14 protein-coding genes and 1 riboswitch are annotated in these 19,523 nt (G+C 35.3%); of the genes, 8 read left to right on the top strand and 6 right to left on the bottom strand.

The features are described 5' to 3' along the window. Positions 1-23 precede the first annotated feature (23 nt). From BBEV_RS10890 to dndB, 6 genes are all read right to left on the bottom strand, one after another. Positions 24-209, bottom strand: a complete 186-nt coding sequence (locus tag BBEV_RS10890) for a DNA modification system-associated small protein (protein ID WP_069365499.1) — start codon at positions 207-209, stop codon at positions 24-26. Between the two features lie 148 nt (positions 210-357). Next, on the bottom strand, positions 358-1,509 hold the full coding sequence (locus tag BBEV_RS10885; protein ID WP_069365498.1) for a cysteine desulfurase family protein: 1,152 nt from the start codon (positions 1,507-1,509) through the stop codon (positions 358-360). Beyond that, on the bottom strand, positions 1,506-1,895 hold the full coding sequence (locus BBEV_RS10880) for a DndE family protein (protein WP_069365497.1): 390 nt from the start codon (positions 1,893-1,895) through the stop codon (positions 1,506-1,508). Before BBEV_RS10880 ends, BBEV_RS10885 begins: the two co-directional genes overlap by 4 nt. Beyond that, a complete protein-coding gene (dndD, locus tag BBEV_RS10875; RefSeq protein WP_069365496.1) occupies positions 1,870-3,918 on the bottom strand; it encodes a DNA sulfur modification protein DndD in 2,049 nt (682 codons plus the stop codon). The genes BBEV_RS10880 and dndD overlap by 26 nt, the downstream gene beginning before the upstream one ends. Beyond that, positions 3,905-5,308 (bottom strand): DNA phosphorothioation system sulfurtransferase DndC, encoded by a 1,404-nt coding sequence (gene dndC, locus BBEV_RS10870; protein ID WP_069365495.1) that lies wholly within the window; start codon positions 5,306-5,308, stop codon positions 3,905-3,907. Before dndC ends, dndD begins: the two co-directional genes overlap by 14 nt. A 1-nt stretch (position 5,309) precedes the next feature. Next, complete coding sequence (gene dndB / locus BBEV_RS10865; RefSeq protein ID WP_069365494.1) at positions 5,310-6,404, bottom strand: DNA sulfur modification protein DndB; 1,095 nt, start codon at positions 6,402-6,404, stop codon at positions 5,310-5,312. A 285-nt stretch (positions 6,405-6,689) separates the two neighbouring features. Here dndB and BBEV_RS10860 point away from each other — a divergent pair, with 285 nt between their 5' ends. The 8 genes from BBEV_RS10860 to BBEV_RS10825 all read left to right on the top strand — a co-directional run bounded on the left by BBEV_RS10860 (position 6,690) and on the right by BBEV_RS10825 (position 19,499). After that, positions 6,690-9,863, top strand: coding sequence for a DEAD/DEAH box helicase (locus tag BBEV_RS10860; protein WP_069365493.1), 3,174 nt, complete (start codon positions 6,690-6,692; stop codon positions 9,861-9,863). After that, complete coding sequence (locus BBEV_RS10855; RefSeq protein ID WP_069365492.1) at positions 9,860-14,422, top strand: sacsin N-terminal ATP-binding-like domain-containing protein; 4,563 nt, start codon at positions 9,860-9,862, stop codon at positions 14,420-14,422. Before BBEV_RS10860 ends, BBEV_RS10855 begins: the two co-directional genes overlap by 4 nt. 407 nt (positions 14,423-14,829) lie before the next feature. Continuing rightward, positions 14,830-15,426, top strand: a complete 597-nt coding sequence (locus BBEV_RS10850; protein ID WP_232318158.1) for a hypothetical protein — start codon at positions 14,830-14,832, stop codon at positions 15,424-15,426. Positions 15,427-15,465: 39 nt separating this feature from the next. After that, on the top strand, positions 15,466-15,879 hold the full coding sequence (locus BBEV_RS10845; protein WP_069365491.1) for a hypothetical protein: 414 nt from the start codon (positions 15,466-15,468) through the stop codon (positions 15,877-15,879). 59 nt (positions 15,880-15,938) lie between these two features. Further along, the gene (locus BBEV_RS10840; protein WP_069365490.1) at positions 15,939-16,331 is read left to right on the top strand and encodes a hypothetical protein; all 393 of its coding nucleotides are present in this window, start codon (positions 15,939-15,941) and stop codon (positions 16,329-16,331) included. Between the two features lie 85 nt (positions 16,332-16,416). After that, entirely contained in the window at positions 16,417-17,265 is an 849-nt protein-coding gene (locus tag BBEV_RS10835) for a PD-(D/E)XK nuclease family protein (RefSeq protein WP_069365489.1), read from the top strand. Next, on the top strand, positions 17,258-18,262 hold the full coding sequence (locus tag BBEV_RS10830; RefSeq protein WP_069365488.1) for a hypothetical protein: 1,005 nt from the start codon (positions 17,258-17,260) through the stop codon (positions 18,260-18,262). The genes BBEV_RS10835 and BBEV_RS10830 overlap by 8 nt, the downstream gene beginning before the upstream one ends. A 297-nt stretch (positions 18,263-18,559) precedes the next feature. After that, positions 18,560-18,669: riboswitch (TPP riboswitch) on the top strand. A 68-nt stretch (positions 18,670-18,737) separates the two neighbouring features. Further along, complete coding sequence (locus tag BBEV_RS10825; RefSeq protein ID WP_069365487.1) at positions 18,738-19,499, top strand: 3-oxoacyl-ACP reductase; 762 nt, start codon at positions 18,738-18,740, stop codon at positions 19,497-19,499. Positions 19,500-19,523 lie beyond the last annotated feature (24 nt).

The raw sequence follows: 19,523 nt of genomic DNA, 5'->3' as shown, positions 1-19,523 counted from the left end.
ATTTAAATTTCAAATTGAGCACCTCACCATTCTGAGTTATTAAAATAAAAAGTGATTTCTTTCAGTAACTCATCCTGTCTGACTCTATTACTTTTATCGCTATATGATAATTTTTGACCCTCAGTCAAGATCTTCTCAAATACACTCTCGGGGATATTATGTTTCTGAGCTACTTTTTTTAAGATTTCTTTTTCTTTTGGATTCATCATTCAAACACCTCTTTAAATGATTTTGAACAATGCGGAATCATACCATTATTTTACTACATTTATTAATTACAACATAGAGATATTTGTTAATATACAGTAAAAGTTGAGATTAATAATTATTAATCTCAACTTTATAATTAAACATATATCAAATTGAATACATATTAATTGTTTTATCCATTTTACTGATGAATTGATTAATTTCGTCTGTCTTATTAAACTTAGACAGTGATATTCTAAATGAATTACTAACCTGAACAGCATTTAAACCAATTGCACTTAGAACGTAAGACGGTTCGTTTAAAGAGCAAGCTGAACCGGTGGAAATGGCAAAATCATTTTTCAGGGCACGAATAATTAATTCATTATTTGCACCGGGAATCGTGAAGTTTAGCACGCCAGGTATTTTGTTTTCATCAGGTGTATTAAATGTTATGTGATCAAATTGCTTGGTTAGGCTGTCTTTGATTTGAATATCTAATTTTGAAAGAAATTCATTATTCTGCTTCATTTCTTTTTTAGCAATTTCGGATGCTTTGCCCATACCTACTATGTTATGGACACTTAATGTACCCGCACGATAGCCAAACTCTTGGTCACCCCCATGCAGCAGGGGGGTGATCTTTGTACGATGACCTTCAGGTTGCTTTTTGATGTAGCATATTCCAATTCCTTTTGGACCGAAGAGTTTATGACCGGAGCCGGATAAGAAATCGATATTACCTGATTTATTCAAATCAACCGATACCTTGCCAAGAACTTGAGTTGCATCCGTATGAAAAAAAGTGTTGGGGTTATTTTTTTTTGTGCATTTAGCCAGCTCCTCAATATCATTCAGAGAACCAATTTCATTATTTCCCCAAATGAGTGAAACGAGAATGGTATCCTCTCTAATTGAGCTGACTAGTGTATCAGAGCTAACCTGGCCGAATTCATTAACATCCAGATATTCTACTTCGAAGCCATTATTATTGAGGTATTCACAAGTATCCAATACGGATTTATGCTCAACTTTACTTGTAATGATATGTCGGCCTGTTTTTTGGTGATCATTAGCTATTCCTTTTAATATGAAATTATTGCTTTCTGTAGAACAACTGGTGAAAATAATCTCCGATGACTGAGAACCAATTAACGAACTGATTTGTTGTCTGGATTCTTCAACAGCGTTTTTAGCGTTCTCAGCGAGCGTATAATATTTAGAAGATGGATTGCCAAATTCCTCATTTATATAAGGCCACATCGCTTCTTTGACCTCTGGATGAAGGGGGGTAGTGGAACTGTTATCGAAATAAATCATCTCAACACCTCAATATCCAAGCTCGCAATTGAGCTAAGGAATTTTTCGTAGTTCCCTGAATATTTATATTCATTTTCCAGTAAGCGCGCTCCACGATCAAGATGTTTTTTGATCAATGTGGGGAAATATTCTTCGTCAGTAATTTCTCTTTGTAACGACTGAGAAATCAATGATTTATAAATGAAATCCAAATCCCCAGTTAAGGTATTTCTGTTAAATTCAATTCCGCGGCTATCATAGTTCATATTTTCTATATCTGTATTTTCGTCCAGTAAGGAGAGGGAGATAGCAATTCGCGAGAGTATATTTGGAGTCAAATGAGTACTGCTATATAAATTTTCGAGTATCATTTGGGTTCTTTCAGCTGTTTTTAGTCGAAATAACATGATAATCCCCGCCTCTCTCAATAATATAATCATTAACTATACTTACATCGTTTGTTGTACGATTATAAATTAGTGAGTATTCATCTTTTACATAAGGTTTAAGCATTTCGTGATAATATTCATCTATTTCAGTATCTGTAGACAGAATAATTACTTGCTCGCTGGCTACGGGTAGGAAAATATTTATGAGATTTTCTTTATGTGTTTTATCTAAACGTGCAAATAAAGTATCCAGGACAAGTGGTATTTTTTGACCTGAAGCTTTCAACAGTGACCACAAAAGTGTCAGAAAGAATAATTGCGTTTCACCAGCTGAAAATGAGTGTTTGAATATCGAGTTACCTGTATGATTTTTCATTTTAATGTTAAATGAATTTGGATCAATTTTAAAAGATTCTAGAAATTGGCCTTTTCTCATAAGCGAATTGAACATTTGTAAGAAGTACTTTTCAACTGAATCAAGATATTTTTCCACTTGATTTTGTTTGTATTTTGATAGAACCGTATTTATTTTTTGAGTTACTTCAAATATATTTTCATCCTTCTTAGCCTGATGCACTTTCTTAGAAATTTTTTCGATTTCATAAGTTAATTCATTCAGATGTTGTTTCCCATTACGGATCTTCTCTTCATTGCCAGTGATCTCGTAATTAATTTGTTCGACCTTCTTGGTGTTTTCGTTAATCTTATGCATAATGTCTTTTAATGACTGGTCTTCAATGCTATGTTCGATATTTTTTCTAGTTTCATAGATTTCATTAATATATTTGGAAATGTCATTGAATCTTTCTTTAACTGAATTACCATCAAATTGATTTACTTTTTTCAACCATTCATGAAGGGCTTCTTTTTGTTCTTTGTTCATATTGTGAATAGGCTTGAAAGAATCTATGTTCATTCCTTTTGGCTTTAATGACTGATTAAATTCTTTAGAAAGTGCATTAGCTAGTTCTTTTTCAGGGTTTTCAGAGTTTTCGTTCTCAATTGAGAATGTAGGTGTTAAAGATTTAATCATCCGGTGGATATTTTCCTCGGAAATATCAGACTGAAGTTTATTAAATTTTTCCACTTCTTCTTCTTGCGAGACTTGATTTTGGGTTTTTTGTAATAATTTTTCAACTAATTTGAGAGGGATAATATGAGCTGCATCTGATTTAATACTTTCGGAAAGCTCTTTTTTCTTCAGTTCATATTCTGCAATTTTTTGGGTTAATGTTTGTCTTTCTTCAGCAACGATTCCACCGTGAGCAGAGAATTCCTGTTCCAGTTCTTCCATCATTACATTAATATTCTTTCTTTCATTTTTAAGTTCTGATACTCGATTCTCAAGGGATCGAATTGATTGTTTTTTCGCTTCGATTTCCATGTCCAGAGAAGTATATTTTCGTTGTTCATCTGTTAATGATTTAAAAATATTTTCTTGACGTAAATACTTATGGAGATCACTGTTCAGATTTTCGAATAAATCAAGATTAAAAAGAGTCATAAATGCTTCTTTTATATTTTCTTCGAATTTACTGTCCAGAACATATTGGTGAACTCTTTCTCCATCGAAGAAGAAGAAATCAAATAAAGTAGGAGGCAGATACCTTTTCAAGTATTGAAGAAAATCTTCGATTTCTCTAGAACCAAGCAATTGACTATTTCTATAGACTAAATAATTCTCCTTTAATCCGTTATGATTTAAATTCCAAGATCGTTCAATACGAAATTTAATCAGTTCACCCTTGTCTCTGAATTGAAAGTTGAGAATGATTTTGGAGTTCGTATTTCCTTCTTCTATAGCATAGGAATTCATTTTACTTTCCACATAGTTGAGGTATTCTTGATTGGCTGATTTATATCCCAAAAAAAGAGGGCCATAGAGTGCGATTTTAATCGCACTCAGCAAAGTAGTTTTGCCTGACCCGTTTTTCCCCCCGATAAGGGTAATATTCTGATCTGATTCAGATTTGTCAAAATCAAATTGATTTTCACCATAGTATATTCCAAAATTTTTAAGAGTTATATTATTTATCTGCATAGTCTTCTCCTTGAATTTTATCAAAGTGGATCCATTCTTCATTTAACGTACGGTTGATGTCTTTTAGTACACCGTGTCTTCTCTTATAGCCATAATGTTTGTTTTCAATGTTTACAAGTTTTTGAATTAATTCAAATTCAACACCCTCTGAATCACAAAGTGATTTAAGTTCTTTAATATCATTTGGGTCCATGAATTCGCTTTGTTCAATTTCCCAATCTGGCTCAGTGTCGTATACTTCTCTGTATATATCCGGTAAGGAATCGTTCCAATCGCCCTTCTCAAACCATATTCTGCGAATTTCCTTTAGTTCATCGATTGTAATGAGTTCATATGAAGGGTCTTCAGGGTTCTGGATTTCTTTTTCAATTTGTAATAAATACTGAAGAATTTCCTGGCGGTGTTCCAATGTGTAAGGTCCGAGTCCTTTTCTTCGATTGTCTTCATCCCCGACTAAATAAACCATGCCATTCATGCGCTTTTTCTCACGATTCTCAGGAATATCCCTGTTCTCTGATAACCAATTTCTGAATTGTTGTAATGGTATGAGCCAGTCGTTTGATTGTTCTTGATTTTTTCCGGAGTCAATAAATCCGCTGAGTGATTTATCTTCTGATACAACAGTACAGACCCAGCAGCCAAAGCGGCTGTTACCACAGCTGGGAGTGGATTGATCAATTACAAGTGGGCACTCGCCTGAATTGCTGTCTTCATAGAGGGACAGTAAGTCATGATTGTTGCTTCCCCAAGGGTTCGGTACTTGCAGTAGGTATGTCCAAACGTCACCAAGTGAAAAATCTTCAATCGGAGCAAACACATATGAATTAGGTAAATTTGAATGCCGTCTGAGTGTCTTACCTTCAATTTTGTGCGTGTTCATGACTTGAGCCCGAGTTGAGCTTTCGGATTTCCGAACACCAAGAACAACGATTGCCTCACCAAATTCCGAAACGGTTTTTAAAATGAAATCATTGGCAGGATCTATTTTAAGTCGATCAGTACACCACCTGAATTTTTGACGGGGTGCAGGGTATCCTTTACCAATGAGATTAACCCAAAAAGAATCTTTTACATTAGGCATAACTTTTTGTACATGAATGGGGATGTTCAGATCGTTGGCGGCTTTTTTCATATTATTCAGCTGTGTTTCGATGTGGCTGATAATTTTAGGATTCTCCACCATTGTATCTGATGAAATGACATAAACGGGTTTGGTTAATTTATTCTTTGGAAGATCTTTAAGAGCGTAGAATATAGCCTGGACGACGACAGTAGAGTCTTTTCCTCCACTAAATCCAATAACCCAAGGCCGTTCATCTGCAGTGTATATTTGTTGAATCTGTTTATATAAATCTTCTTTTTTATTGTCTTTGAAATACATCAAATCCATATTAATATTCCTCCTTAAGGAATTGCTCTTCCATTTCTAATTCATCATAATTTAATTCGAGATCTAATTCTTTTTTTATCTGATTTTTGGTTAGTTTAATCGAATGGAGATTTTTATTGATTCTCCCACTCTGATTATAAACTCGATTTAACCAAAGCGTTCTATTGTTTCTCGACCAGTCAATTTTATTTAATCCTTTTAATCTATTATTCCAATCATCAGGACGGGCTTTGAACATTTCATGACCAATCATTCCAATCGCTTCGAGGACGATACCATAGGAACAAATGTAATTCTTTCTTAATTCACTGGCTGATAATTCTTTGTTGTGAACTGCATTCCACTCAGAAATAGAGTGAACCAGTTCATCCCAGAATGAAACCAGGAATTCTTCTGAATCAAATGCTATTGTATCATTTTTTTTGACTCCTAATATCCGCTTATTTGTTGAATGGATCGTACTAAGAGTAAATACTTTGGGGCTGAATTTTGAGAGCGAAGAACTCTCAAGATCAGTTAATTTTCGTAGAACATCATTCTCTTGAATAATATTTTTTGTAATGGTAGCCAAGTGATCTCTTGAATCATATAATATGCCAATTGATTTAGTTGTATTTACAGCGTGCTTATTAAGATCTGAAAATAGCTGCTGGCTCCTCAGTAAACCTTGATCTTCAAAAAAAACGACTGAAATAGTCTCATTGCCAAGTTCCGGATTGATATTCAATGCCTCTTCAATCGCAGCTCTTCGGTGCTGTCCATCATTGATTAAAAATCTGGCCTCCATACTTATCATTAGCATTCCTACATTTTGATTAGCATCTTCTCCCTGGCTGATAAATTCCATGTCACCATCAATGCTTGCTGTGATGGAGCTGAAAACATAATCATCAGGATTCTCAAGTATATAATTTGAAATTTCAGGTATTCTTCGTCTGTTAATAACTCTTTGGGAGCGATATTCAACAGGGATTTCTTCTTCATCAAATAAGAACAATTTTGGGATTAATTTAAGTGGACACATTGCAATATAGTATTGGCGCTTTGCCTGTAGTCCTCGAACTGCAGGGAATGAATAAGAGAAATCATACTTCATAGTGTAATAACCTCCGTTTACGTACGTAATAACTATAAAATATCATGTTTTGCTGATTTTGTACATACAAAGAGTCATATTATTGACACTACTCAGTGAGTTTTTGTATGGAGTTAATAATAGTATATTAATTGAAATATTTCGGTTAAATTATCGGAATATTTCGATATTGTAACAATGAAATAACTAAAAGTATGGTAAAATAAACCTTAATTAACGTGATGTTGAGAATGGAATTCCCCTTTTGATTTTAATTATCTATTTTCGGAAAGTGGGGTAGTTCAATTGAAAGATAAAGTAGCCAGTTTTCAAAAAGGTGATAATGTTCGACAAATCTCAACCGGGAAAATAGGAACAGTGAATGAGGTTCTTGATAAAGGAAACAACATTGGCTATCGGGTTACTTTCGAAGGTAAAACAGCGGTTCTGCAGGAAAAATACTTGGAAAGAATAATTGATCCAGAACAAGAGATTTATGATGACATCGCTATGCAGAATCTGGGTGATTTTGAAGACTACAAAATTTTCAATACTTGGATTCGTTTAAAAAAACCGTTGGAAGGAAATTATTACAGCTATTTAAGCAGCAAGACTATTTTCAACCCATTTCAATTTAAGCCATTAATTAAATTTCTGCATTATCAGTCATCGGAACGGATTTTAATTGCGGATGAAGTGGGCGTTGGTAAAACGATCGAAACAGGAATTATTTTAACTGAATTATTGGCAAGGGGGAGAATTTCAAGAAAAGATCCTGTCCTGATTGTTTGCCCGAATGCATTAGGTCCCAAATGGCAAAAGGAAATGAAAGAACGATTCAGTCTGGATTTCATGTTACATGATAGCCGATCGCTGAAGACAGCATTTCAGAATGCGATGGATGGTCGCTTTTCTGACTATGAAATGTTTGGGATTGTAAGTATTCAAGTGATGCGAAATGAAGATTTTTTAAAAACTCTGGAAAAATTTGATGAAAAGAAATTAGAATCAGTGTGGTCTTTAGTTATTGTCGACGAAGCACATCACATGAGGAATCTAGGAACTAAAAGCAATTCATTGGGTAAGTTATTGAGTGAATTATCAGATATGATGATTATGCTATCCGCAACGCCTTTAAACTTACGTGACGCTGATTTTTTTCAAATTATGCACATTTTGAATCCGGATACTTATCCTGATCATAATTCATTTGAAGCATTACTTGAACCTATAAAAATTATTAACCAAACCAAGCATGAATTATTGTTGAATAAAACAGAAAGCTATTCAAGGATCCTTGATTTGATTCAAGAACTTGAAAGTATGTCAATTGGCGATATCGTAAGATCGAATAAGGGTGTTCAATCATTAAAGCAGCAATTATTGAGAGAAGAAAAAATAGAGGTTGAAGATATTGTCAAGTATGAAAAGCTCTTAACGAGTTTAAATCCCTTGGAAAAATCATATACCAGGACATTGAAAAAGGAAGCTTTTGAACAAAAGGTGGTAAGGGAAGTATCAAAAATACCTGTAGATATGACTGAAGATGAGAAGAAATTTTATAATGCTGTAATTGCACTTTCTGAGGAACTGTTTTTAGCAAAAGGTGGTAATGTAGCTGCACTTGGATTTGTTACGAATATGCCAAGAAGAATGGCAGCAAGCTGTATTCCGGCAACAAAAGAATATTTAGAATGGAGTCTTGATCATAACATATATGTTACTGGAGTACCTGTTGAGCAGGATGAAGAGGAATTGTATGAAGAAAATTTTGATGACATTGGTGACGATTCGAGTCTTCACGAGGCAATTCTAACGCCAGCCCTTCGAGATAAATATGAAGAACTTTTGGAAATTGCCGAGGCAATAGGTGAAGAGGATAGTAAATACGATCAATTCAAACAATACCTCTCAACTTTACTTTCCAGTTTGGAGAATAAACAGGTCATTGTATTCTCGTTTTTTATTCGTACGTTGACCTATCTTGAAAAACGTCTATCAGAGGATGGTTTTTCAGTCAATGTTATCAGTGGTCGAACTCCTCTCGTAAATAAAAACAACGTCACTGGAAGATACGAAATCATAGATCAATTTAAGAACAAAGAATTTCAAATATTGTTATCCAGTGATGTTGGTGGAGAAGGACTTGATTTTCAATTTTGCCAAGCGATGATAAATTATGACCTGCCTTATAATCCAATGAAAGTTGAACAGAGGATTGGTCGTATTGATCGTTTTGGACAGACAGCAGAAAAAGTATTTATAGCAAGTATGTATTTAGCGGATACAGTTGATGAACGTATATATGAATTGTTGTATCAAAGAATCAATATTGTTCATGACAGTATTGGAGCATTTGAACCGATTCTCAGTAGAAAATTATTGGATTTCCAAAAAGATATTATTACTGGGTCATTAAGTGAAGAACAAATACAGAATCGATCACATGAAATCTCCATATCATTGGAGAAGAGCAGGTTGGAATATGATCATTTTGAAAAACAAAGAAATGAACTATTAGGAGAGGAAGAATTCCAAAAGTTAATTACAGGAATCTCTGAAAAAAATGACTTTCTAAATCCATCTGATGCAGCAGATTTAACAAAGATATTTATTGATCAATACGGGGGATCTTATAAAGAATTGGATAAAGAAAGTGGGAAATTGAAGCTGACTGATTCCATTATAGGTAATCTTGAAAGATTCACAAGGCTTCCCAAAAGTGAAGGAAGTATTAATGAACTGGATCCTTTACTACATTCCAAAAGCGCGAAAACGGTCATTTTTAATGGGTCCAAAGCAAACGACAGTAAACATATATTTTTGCCGCCGGCTGGGTTCTGGATGCGATTCATTATACACACATTAGAAAACAACAATCAGATAAAACGTGCTTTCAGTTATGCGATCGATTATGAGGATAGTTTTTTGGAAGCTGGTGAATACTTGATTCCGATCTTTGAAATTGCAGTAGAGGGAATTAAGTCTGAACACCAACTGGCAGTTGTGCCGATTGATTTAAACCAAGAGAAGGTAATCCCGTGCAATTATATTCAATCAACCCGTGAATTTAGTGGGAGATATAGTATTATCGATGTTGAATGGGAGTTTGAACAAGAGCTCTTAAAAGAATTGATTGATAAAGGTCGAATTGAATTGGAGGCGTTTATGAATGAACATGTGGAGAATCTTCGATTGGAGAACGATACAATTGTAACTGCTCATATTGCCTCGCTCAAAAAGGGTTCGAAAGGGAAAATTGATAATTTATTGCAAATGTTAAAGGATCATAAGGACCGTAATCCGGGGGGTTTGAACGAAAATAGTAAGAATTACATTAAATCATTAGAAGCAAGAATTGAAAATGAAGCAAAAAGAACAAGTTCAAGAATAGATTTACTTAACGAAAAAAAGGATATCTCTTTTTCGTTAAGTATAGCAGGTGTCATTTTATTGCAAGTTAAGGAGGACCTTTCATGACAGTCAGCCACTTCAAACATGAGAGAGACCGGCTTTTGAAGGAGGTCAGAAATTCGACACCAGGAAATGATGCATTAAGAAAACTTCATAAGCTTCGTAAGGAATTTGACAGCGCCATTGATGATTACCGGAATTCATTGACTATACTTGGCGATACTACTTATGAGGACAGGAAGCACTTTTTATTGGAACTGATACAAAACGCAGATGATGCCGTTTTTGATGGTGAAAAAAAGTTCATTTCATTTTCCATTCATCATGATAGTTTGGAAATTACTTATAATGAGAATGGATTCACAACAAATGATGTCATTTCAATTACAGGCACAGGCGCTTCTACAAAGACTGCAAATAAACTAGGTGCGAATTCATTTATCGGGGAAAAAGGGATTGGTTTTAAATCTGTATTTGCTTTGGCAGAAGAAGTTCACATAGAAAGTGGACCTTGGGGTTTTAAGCTTCATAAGGATAATTACATTGTTCCTGAAGCGCTAAATTCAAAAGAAACTTTTACTAATGGAACTAAATTACGCGTCTTTTTTTCGAACGAAGAAAGTGTGAAGTTGGTAGCTGATGAACTGAGAAAATTAGTGACGAAGCAATTGGAATCATTTCTATTTCTCCAAACTTTGAAAGTATTCGAATATCAAGATTTAAGAGATTCTCATTTTGTTGCAAAAAAATTATCAATTCTTCCCAATAATGAGCATGATACGCTTACTATGAAGACATACCCAGATGAACTAACCCGGGATTATTATTTATATGAAGAAGACATTGAATTTCCTGGAGAACTCGTTGGTTCACGATGGGAGCGGTTAGGTACAAAGCACACTTTAAGGCGTAAAATAGCTGTAGCAGCATTGGAAACTTCTGCTGAAATTGAACCTGAACTTGGTCGTTTATTTTGTTATTTACCAACTGAGGTGAAGTTGCCTATCCCGATATTTTTACAAATAGATGGTCACTTAAAAGCGGATCGGGAACGACTGCTTGACGTAGAAAGTAACTCTTGGAATCGTTATTTAGTAAGGAATTTACCAGATTTCCTGATAAGAACAATACTCAGTTGGAGAAAAAATGAGAACCTGTCGAAAGTGTTACCGAATTACGTCCCGGACTATTCAGGATCAGACCAGCTTTGTAAGGTGTTTGAACGAGTTATAAAACAATGCAAAACAGAGCCATGGGTCAAAACTTACGATGGATGGGAATCACCAGAAAGGATTATTTTAGCAAAACCATTCTGGTACAAATGGTTCGATGAGTATCTAGGTTTTCGAGAACGAATTGAAACGATTTTAGGGAAGAAATTTATGTACGAAGATTGGGCATTAAATAGTAACTGGAAACAAAAATGGAATAAATATCATATAGAATCTTTAAACTGGACGGACCTGATTAAAATATTCAGATTTGTTAAATTACCTACTAATTTTTTTGACAATAGCGACAACATAACGACTGTATATAGTATTCTGTTGAAAGAGTACGATACAATAAAACACTTCGCGAAAAAAAAATATTTTATTGAAAATCTAAATTCAATGAAAATCTATCCGTTCAGTAGTGGAGAATTCAAGTCCATGAAACCATTTATTGATAAAAGCATAAAGATTTATTGGATGCGAGGTAGAACTAAACGAACCACAGGAATTGAAGGAGCAACTGATATAGAATTGATCGATCCAGAATACACTTATAATATTCAGATAAGTTCAGATTTCAATCAGGATCGAAAACAGGAAGCGGAGAAGATAAATGATCGCAATTTAAAACTGCGACAATTGTTAAGATATATAGGAATTTCTGAACTCACTGAAACAAAACTAATATCTGATATACAAGTTCCATTTCTATTAAATGAAAAAAATATTCTATCTGAAGAAAGTGCTGTAATTAGAATCAAAGTTTTTCTATCGATGTTTGAAGTTTTTCAATCCAAAACTTCTTTTGATCAGTCTTATTTAGATGAATTAGGCAAGCTTTCAAATGCATTGATGTATGGAACCAAAGGCGGATTAAAAAAACTAAATCAGTTAATTCTTCCAGAGAATTTAAGGTTTTTTAACGAGGATTTTTTATATTCTCACGCAGGTATGGAGAGTTTAAAACTTCCAGATACATGGTATGAACCTTCCGTCAAAGGAGAAGATTTAGAAGAAAGAAAAAAAATATACTTTCGAAAGCTACGTTCTTTTCTTTTACATTGTGGAGTAGCAAACGGCCCTCAATTTCACATTGGCGAAATAAAGTATGACAATGCTTTCGAACTGAAAAAAAATTCACCAGGAATTTATAGTAAATGGATCATAAAAAATAAAAATGATTATACTCATAACAATATAGTGACGCTAGTAACGGTTACTCTTGATTCAGCAACCCAGCAGTTTATTAAACATAATAATGTATCCAAAGAAATCGCCGATGGACTTTATAACGAATGGTTGCAATCATATTTCGGAAAATTAGATAATATAGATTCAAACTATTACCGTTATAATCCGCCCCCAGGTTTTATAAAATTTTCGTATAAACGCCGCGAAGAGAAAAAAATGATAGTTCGTGATGAACTATGGGCAGGTTTGGAACATGATCAAATACCACTATTGACTTTAAAAGGACAATTAACGAATGCAGGTAAAGCTTTTAAAGTTAATGATTCTCGCGGCTTAGGTAAATCTGTTGAGTATTTTGATCTTGTTTTAAACGAAGGTAGTAATGGATATCATTCATTTTTCCTGGATACATTAAATGTGAAGTCACTATCAATTGAAGATATTAACAAGGTGTGGCTTGATCATTCCTCGCACAATGTCGATGATCTATTGCAAGTAACCTATGAATTGAGTCATTTGAATATCGACTTTTCAAATCTGCGTATATTAGATAAAGATTCTAATAAATTACGTCCGATAAATCATTTTAAACTCGGAAAATCCCTTTCTAAAAATACACCATATATTGAAGAACAATACGGGGAAATGGGTAAAAAATTAGGTCAAAAACTTAAGCTATTAGTGGAATCAGAAGTAGCACCGCTGTTAGATATACTCAACATCTTTTATTTGCAGACATGTTCTGATGAGTGGGTCCAAAGCAATATGATGCGCTTGTTGATACAAATACAATCATTGCAAGTAAGTGATAAAAGTAAGTTAATCCAGCATATCAACTCATTAAAAATGAATAATAATATCGAACAGGATACGCTGATTTTGTTTAATGAAGAAGATCTTTATAAAAGATTAAAATCATCAAGTCCTTTTGTCATTCATCTTTCATGCACAACAAAAGAACTTTATCTATTAAAAAAGGCTGCTAAAGATATTGGTTTTAAATTAATAGAAGACACAGGAACAATTCAATCATCAGACTCGGTAGCTTTGAATGAGAATGAAGAGGAACTGATAGAAAAAATGCTTGATCTCTATGCTCAGGAATTAGAGCAAAAAGAGGCTGAACGATTTTATGGTTTATTAACGAAATTTGGAGGACAATCAAATCTCCAAATTTTAATTTTCCGGACAAAGAATCTTGAAAAAGTCGTTTCTGGAATTAAGGTACCTTTAGCTATTCCTTATTTTGACACATCAAATGAGTCATTGTATATTCAACATGATGCTTCGATGCCAGAAATTTCTGCACGTTTATTAAGTATTTTTGGTTTTACAACATATCGAAGTGCGATAAGGGATTTCAAGGATTTGTATGTGACCCTGAGACCAATCAATAACGAAAAAGAAAAAGCAACCCAAGATGTTGATAAAAGTAGTCAGCAAAAAAAATCATTGAATTCAACTTCTAAAGACATGCGAAAACCAGAACAAGATAGAAGTTCAGGAAGTTCAAACTCAAAAAAATTCAAGAGTGACGAGGAATTAATTGAGGGATCCAAGATCAAAAATAATGAAAAGCATCAAGAAGTGGAACTGACAATGAACCAGGTTTTAGAACAATTATCAGATGTGCTTGCTCATGAAGAAGATATTTCAATATCAAAGCAAAACTGGAAATTGGCACTAGACCCGGAAGATGGAGAAAGAATCAGAAATACTATTCGGGATAATCTACAAGGATCTCTTAAGGATGGACCGGAGATTAAAGAAATTAAAGAAAGAAAGAAACAAAAAAGAAAATATAAAATCATAGATCAAAACAGTCAACATCCAAAAGAGTTTCTTTTAAATGAATATGACGGCCGGTGCCAGATTTGTGAAACACAATTGATCATGGCCAACGGTAAAAAATATTTTGATGTTTATCGTATTAAAGAAGCAAAAGACGGTGCATGGTGGAAAGATCGTCCATTCAATACATTATGTTTGTGTCCAAACTGCAATGCACTCGCAAAACACGGAGGGTCAATTGATTTAACGTTAATACTCCATGAAGCAGAATTGTTGATCCAGCAGGAAACATTCCCTCAAGAAGTAGAGGCTTATAATGGTGACTTTTTTGTTGTCACCATTACTCATAATAGTGAACAAAAACAAATCGTTCTTAGCAATCTTCACTTGGAGTATTTTGCAGCTTTATTAGAAAATGTTACTCAGTAAAGGAACTGTCCCAATCCATAACTCAATTTATGTATAGTGACAGTTCCCCATAATATCAATTTTTTAAAGTTGAAGGTTGTGACTGCTATGGGTAAGGAAGCTATATTATTGAAATCCAAGGAAATCAATGTCTTGTAGAATCAAATAAGTCGGGTGACCTATAAACCAATTATCACTTGATCTGCTTTGTGTCAATTTCAATCCGATAATTAGTCTGATCTTAGTTATATTGATATCAAAAATCATTTTAAAATTACCAGGTTTGCATCTATCAGTGAAATAATTAGAAAATGTTCTTTGGTCTAAATAATTGAAATTAATATTTATGTGCATTTTTCCCAGATTAAGAATTTAAAATTCCCGTCCAAATCTTTTATAAGTCTATAAAAAAAGAGGAGACTTCTATCTTGAAGAAAAATAATTATCTCGATAAAGACTTACCTATGCCAAGTGAAGATGAAGTTGAATTTTATTTAAAAAAATGGGGAGCTCTTGAAGATTATAAACATCAAGAGTCTGCATTGAACCGTTTATTTAATGAAACTTATTGTAATAACTCTAAAATAGATGAAGTTCTAATTAAAGTGGCTTCATTAAACGATTTTTACAGTACAAATATCTTTTCAGTATATACGGTGGCTAAACATGTGCAAAGTTTGAAAATTGACAATGATTTGAAGTGTCATGATAAAAAATTAGTTAATAAAATAGCTTTAGTTGATTTGGGGGGGAGGGGAATTAAAAATTTTTATTCATTTGCAACTAAATACTGCAGTCATCACTTCCCTCTGAACTATCCTATATATGACAGCTATATCGACAGAGTTTTTCGTTACTACAGGTATCATGATAAATTTGCATCGTTTAAAAATGATGACTTAAAAAACTATCCTTGTTTCGTTGAGATTTTCAAAAAATTTCAATCACATTTCAAATTAGAAAAATATACCTTGAAGCAAATGGATCGATATTTATGGCTTTTAGGGAAAAATCACTTTAATTAATTGATAAATATATACACTTAAACTAAGGTGGTCGAAAACATGGAACATCCTTACTTCATTGCTATCTGCCGTTTATCTGATGCTGAAAGCTCTTCGATCCATCACTTTGCGATTTACTATGTAAACAATACCGATGAGGATCTCGAACATTTTGCGATTGACTCTGGTGGTTTTTTCACTTCAGATGAAAACCCCGTGACATTGTCATCAACGGCTAAACAATATGGCACACTGGAGTCAAGAAGCAGTCAGTTAATTGAATATGAGGGATATGGCTTACATGAATCGATCGTACAATATAACATCTACTTTGAAATTGATGGCGAGGAAAAGAAGCAGACATTCATTATGGGCAAAGGTTTGAAGGGTGGAGTTAAACCCTTTTCGAAATTACCGGTCATTCAGAAATTTGGTTACCTGTTTAAACCGGAAAAAGCCACTTCGTATGAATGATTGAATTTCTCAATCGATACAGAAAATTGAAAATGAATCTCTGATCGGAGGACATGGTTATGGGCACTCGAATCATGCTGAGTTGCAACCAATGCGAGTATTCAACAAAAATCAATTCAGGTATTGGTATGCGTCATTCAACTTTTGAGAACTGTCTGGAAAGCTGTGCGCCATCTACGAGAAAGAGAATTAACCAACTGGTCAAATTTCAGGTACATGACTATGACTTTGAAAACCGGATCTATGCCTGCGAGGCTTGCGATGAAATCATGAATAAGCCATATATGTTTATTCGCTACGATGACGATCAGACCTATGAGACGTCGTTTCGGTGCAGCAAATGCAGAAGCCGACGACTGGTGCCAGTGGAAGAGGACGCATTGCTTGATTGCCCTTGTCCGAACTGTAAAGAAAAAACGCTCGTGGAGACAGGATTGTTGATGTGGGATTGACTTTAGAGCTGGTTTTTTAAGCCGATATTAGTGAATCGTCTGTAAAGAGTTTTGCCACGAAGCGTATATGTTCCAGGAGGAGCTGATGGGGATAATGGCTTATGATATAAAAGAGATTGAATGTACGATTGATCGAATTTCGAAAGAAGTGAACCAGGAAATGAAATGTCAAATTGATTTATTGATTAACCGGCTAAAGGATATTTCTTGTCATGGATTACCGACACCAGTATTATCTGTATGCGGACACGGATCTCATGAAGTTCGCTATACAAAATACTTAACGTACTATTTAAATCATCGGTATTTGCATGGTTTTAATGATCGGGTGTTGAAAGCTGCTTTCAACCAGGAAGCGTTAAAAGCAGGGCTCGCTGAGAACTGGTCTGAAGAGTGTGAAGTCTTTGCTGAATACCCGTTGGGAATCGTTCAGGGTGTTCAGAGCTATCTGGACATCCTTATAAAAGGGCACGATTTTGCAATCTGTATTGAACAGAAGATATTCAGTGGTGAAAGTAACAATAATGAAACCGAGTTCAGTCAATTAAATCGATATGCAAAGGCAATTGAACAGAATGAATCATTGAAAGATGTTGAAGTGGTTAAAATATATCTGACCCCAACAAAAAAAGCTTCTGGTTCAAGTCCTGATTGGGTATCCCTATCCCATAAAGAATTAACAGAAAGACTGATCCCTCTTTTAAATGAAAAAGATTATTCTCAAACGGCTATCGAAAATCTGAGACGTTTATTAATGGATTTGAGTATGGGCCCTTATAAAAATAAAGCAAATCTGTTTTTGGATTTGCTTTCTCGTGCTTGTGAGATCAGAGAACATGATTATTTCATCCCTAGAGCAACGGCATTACTGAAGTCAGTGGAGGAATACAATCGTTTATTTGATATTGTGAGAGGTGGCAGAGAGAATGAATGAACTCAACCGTGCAGGAAAATTATACATAAATGACTACTTTGCGTTAAAATTCGCAGAAGAACAATTGACGCAATTTTTAAATCGTATATTCTCGGATACAGCTGAATACACAAACAGTGCATGGGAAAACAGTCATTCAAAAAATGTAGCTTGGGTCATGCAATTTTCAAATGATACGAATAAAATTGGCAAAGGAGATCTTTACCCTGAGTTCGATTGGAATGGAAGACATTATGGAAAAAAAGAAAATCAGATTTCTGTCCGATACTGGGATATCCGTAAATATAGAGACATGGAAAATGCGGATTGTATCAGACTCTCGATTCGTTGTTTAAAGGAATTGAAAGATAGAATGATGGAACTTCCTGAAGAAGTATTGAAAATGGCCATAAAGGCTGCAGAACATGAAGGGATCAATTTGGAGTTTCGTACAGGGGAACCTTTGTATAAACAATTTGTTGTAATCAATCTGGACGATGCAGATGAAACAGCACATCGAATTGCAGTTGAAATGACCAGGATGAAAAGAGCTTTAGATGCTTTTTTGGATACGATTATTGAAGATGGAAAAAAGGATATCATAGCTCATAAACGGGCCTCATTTATTAACCTTATTGAATCTTTCCCAAAATGCAAAGTTGAAGTATACAATCAGGAAAATGAGAGTTTCAACATTTTAAGTACTTCAGGCTTATCATGGAAAGTGCGCTCCCCTATTTGGGGTAAAATTCATAGAGGCATTGATCATCTGAGAATTGATCTGGATTATCCTTCAGGGACGTTTTCAATCGCAGAACTCAAATCAGCAATCGGTCTGCCGTTTAAAAGCGAAGTTGATCACCCTACGGATACGTCTCACATGAACCCTGTTGTGAATGGAGAGAATCATGACGTTTTAAGGTTAATCATTCATTCGAAAGACTTTAAAAACTTTGATTTCAAAGAAACCAAATTTCTAGAATTGATCCGTAAGATCATTGAAAAAACGATTTTATAGTCATTCAATCATTAATAATTGTGGAGAGTGTTGATCCAATAAAATGAAACCGCCGAATGTAATAATGGTTTTAGTTTAGGTTGAGATTATTCGTATCGAGAAGCAAGTGGAGTTTTATGAATCGTAGTGCTATCAAACCACGTATATCTAAATATGAAAATATTTGTTTAATGATGGGCAAATATGCCGGCAAGATACCTCTGATTATTCAGCGGGGAAATGCGCCGTTATACACCCGTTCAACCTTTTCATTGTGCTTCCTTCCCTCCCCATAGTATGATGATATTAACAGAATAATTGCACTACTGGGGGAGCCGGTTTGTTCCGGCTGAGAGAAAAGGAGCACTTTTTGACCCTTGGGACCTGATCTGGATTATGCCAGCGTGGGAAAGTAGCCAAGTGGATCCAGCTGCTTTGATCAGGTTTCAAAGGAACTGGATCTTTTTTTGTCCCTGGATAACGAGGAGGATGACACATGAAAATTTCAGCGCAAACCGTGTTGATTACTGGAGCCAGTCGTGGGTTAGGGGCAAGCATTGCCAGAAGCTTCGTTCGTGAAGGCGCAAATGTCATTGTCAATTATTATCAAAGTGAAGAAAAGGCGCTGGCACTGGTTGAGGAGCTGGGTGATAAGGCCATTGCCATTCAGGCCGATGTCCGCTCGGAAGATGATGTGAGAAGCATGGTGGATCAGGGGAAAGCGCATTTCGATCAGCCGATCACAACGATCGTCAACAACGCCCTCGTGGATTTCCGTTTTGATCCTGGGGAACAAAAGCCGGTGGGAGAGCTGAGCTGGTCCGACTTTCAAACCCAACTGGAAGGCAGTGTGAGGGGGTCATTTCATACGATCCAGGCCTGTCTTGCGGATATGAAAGAAGCGGAATTCGGCCGCATTATTAACATCGGCACGAATCTGGTGCAAAATCCGGTGGTGGCCTACCATGAATATACAACAGGAAAAGCGGGACTACTCGGACTGACGAGAAACTTCGCCAAGGAACTGGGGGCCGACGGTATTACCGTGAATATGATCTCCGGCGGGCTCCTTCGGGAAACCGACGCCAGTGCGGTGACCACAAGGGAGGTCTTTGACATCATCGAGGCCACAACCCCGTTGCAAAAAGTCACGACCCCTGATGAACTGGCGGATGTGACCTTATTCTTTGCCTCCGAATGGTCGAGAGCAGTCACCGGGCAGAATCTGATTGTGGACGGCGGACTTGTCATGAAATAGCAGCCGTGTCTTATGGCAGGGCAC

The sequence above is a fragment of the Salisediminibacterium beveridgei genome (genome assembly GCF_001721685.1).
In the GTDB taxonomy this organism is placed as follows: domain Bacteria; phylum Bacillota; class Bacilli; order Bacillales; family Salisediminibacteriaceae; genus Salisediminibacterium; species Salisediminibacterium beveridgei.
This window is presented reverse-complemented; position numbering and strand designations above follow the sequence as displayed.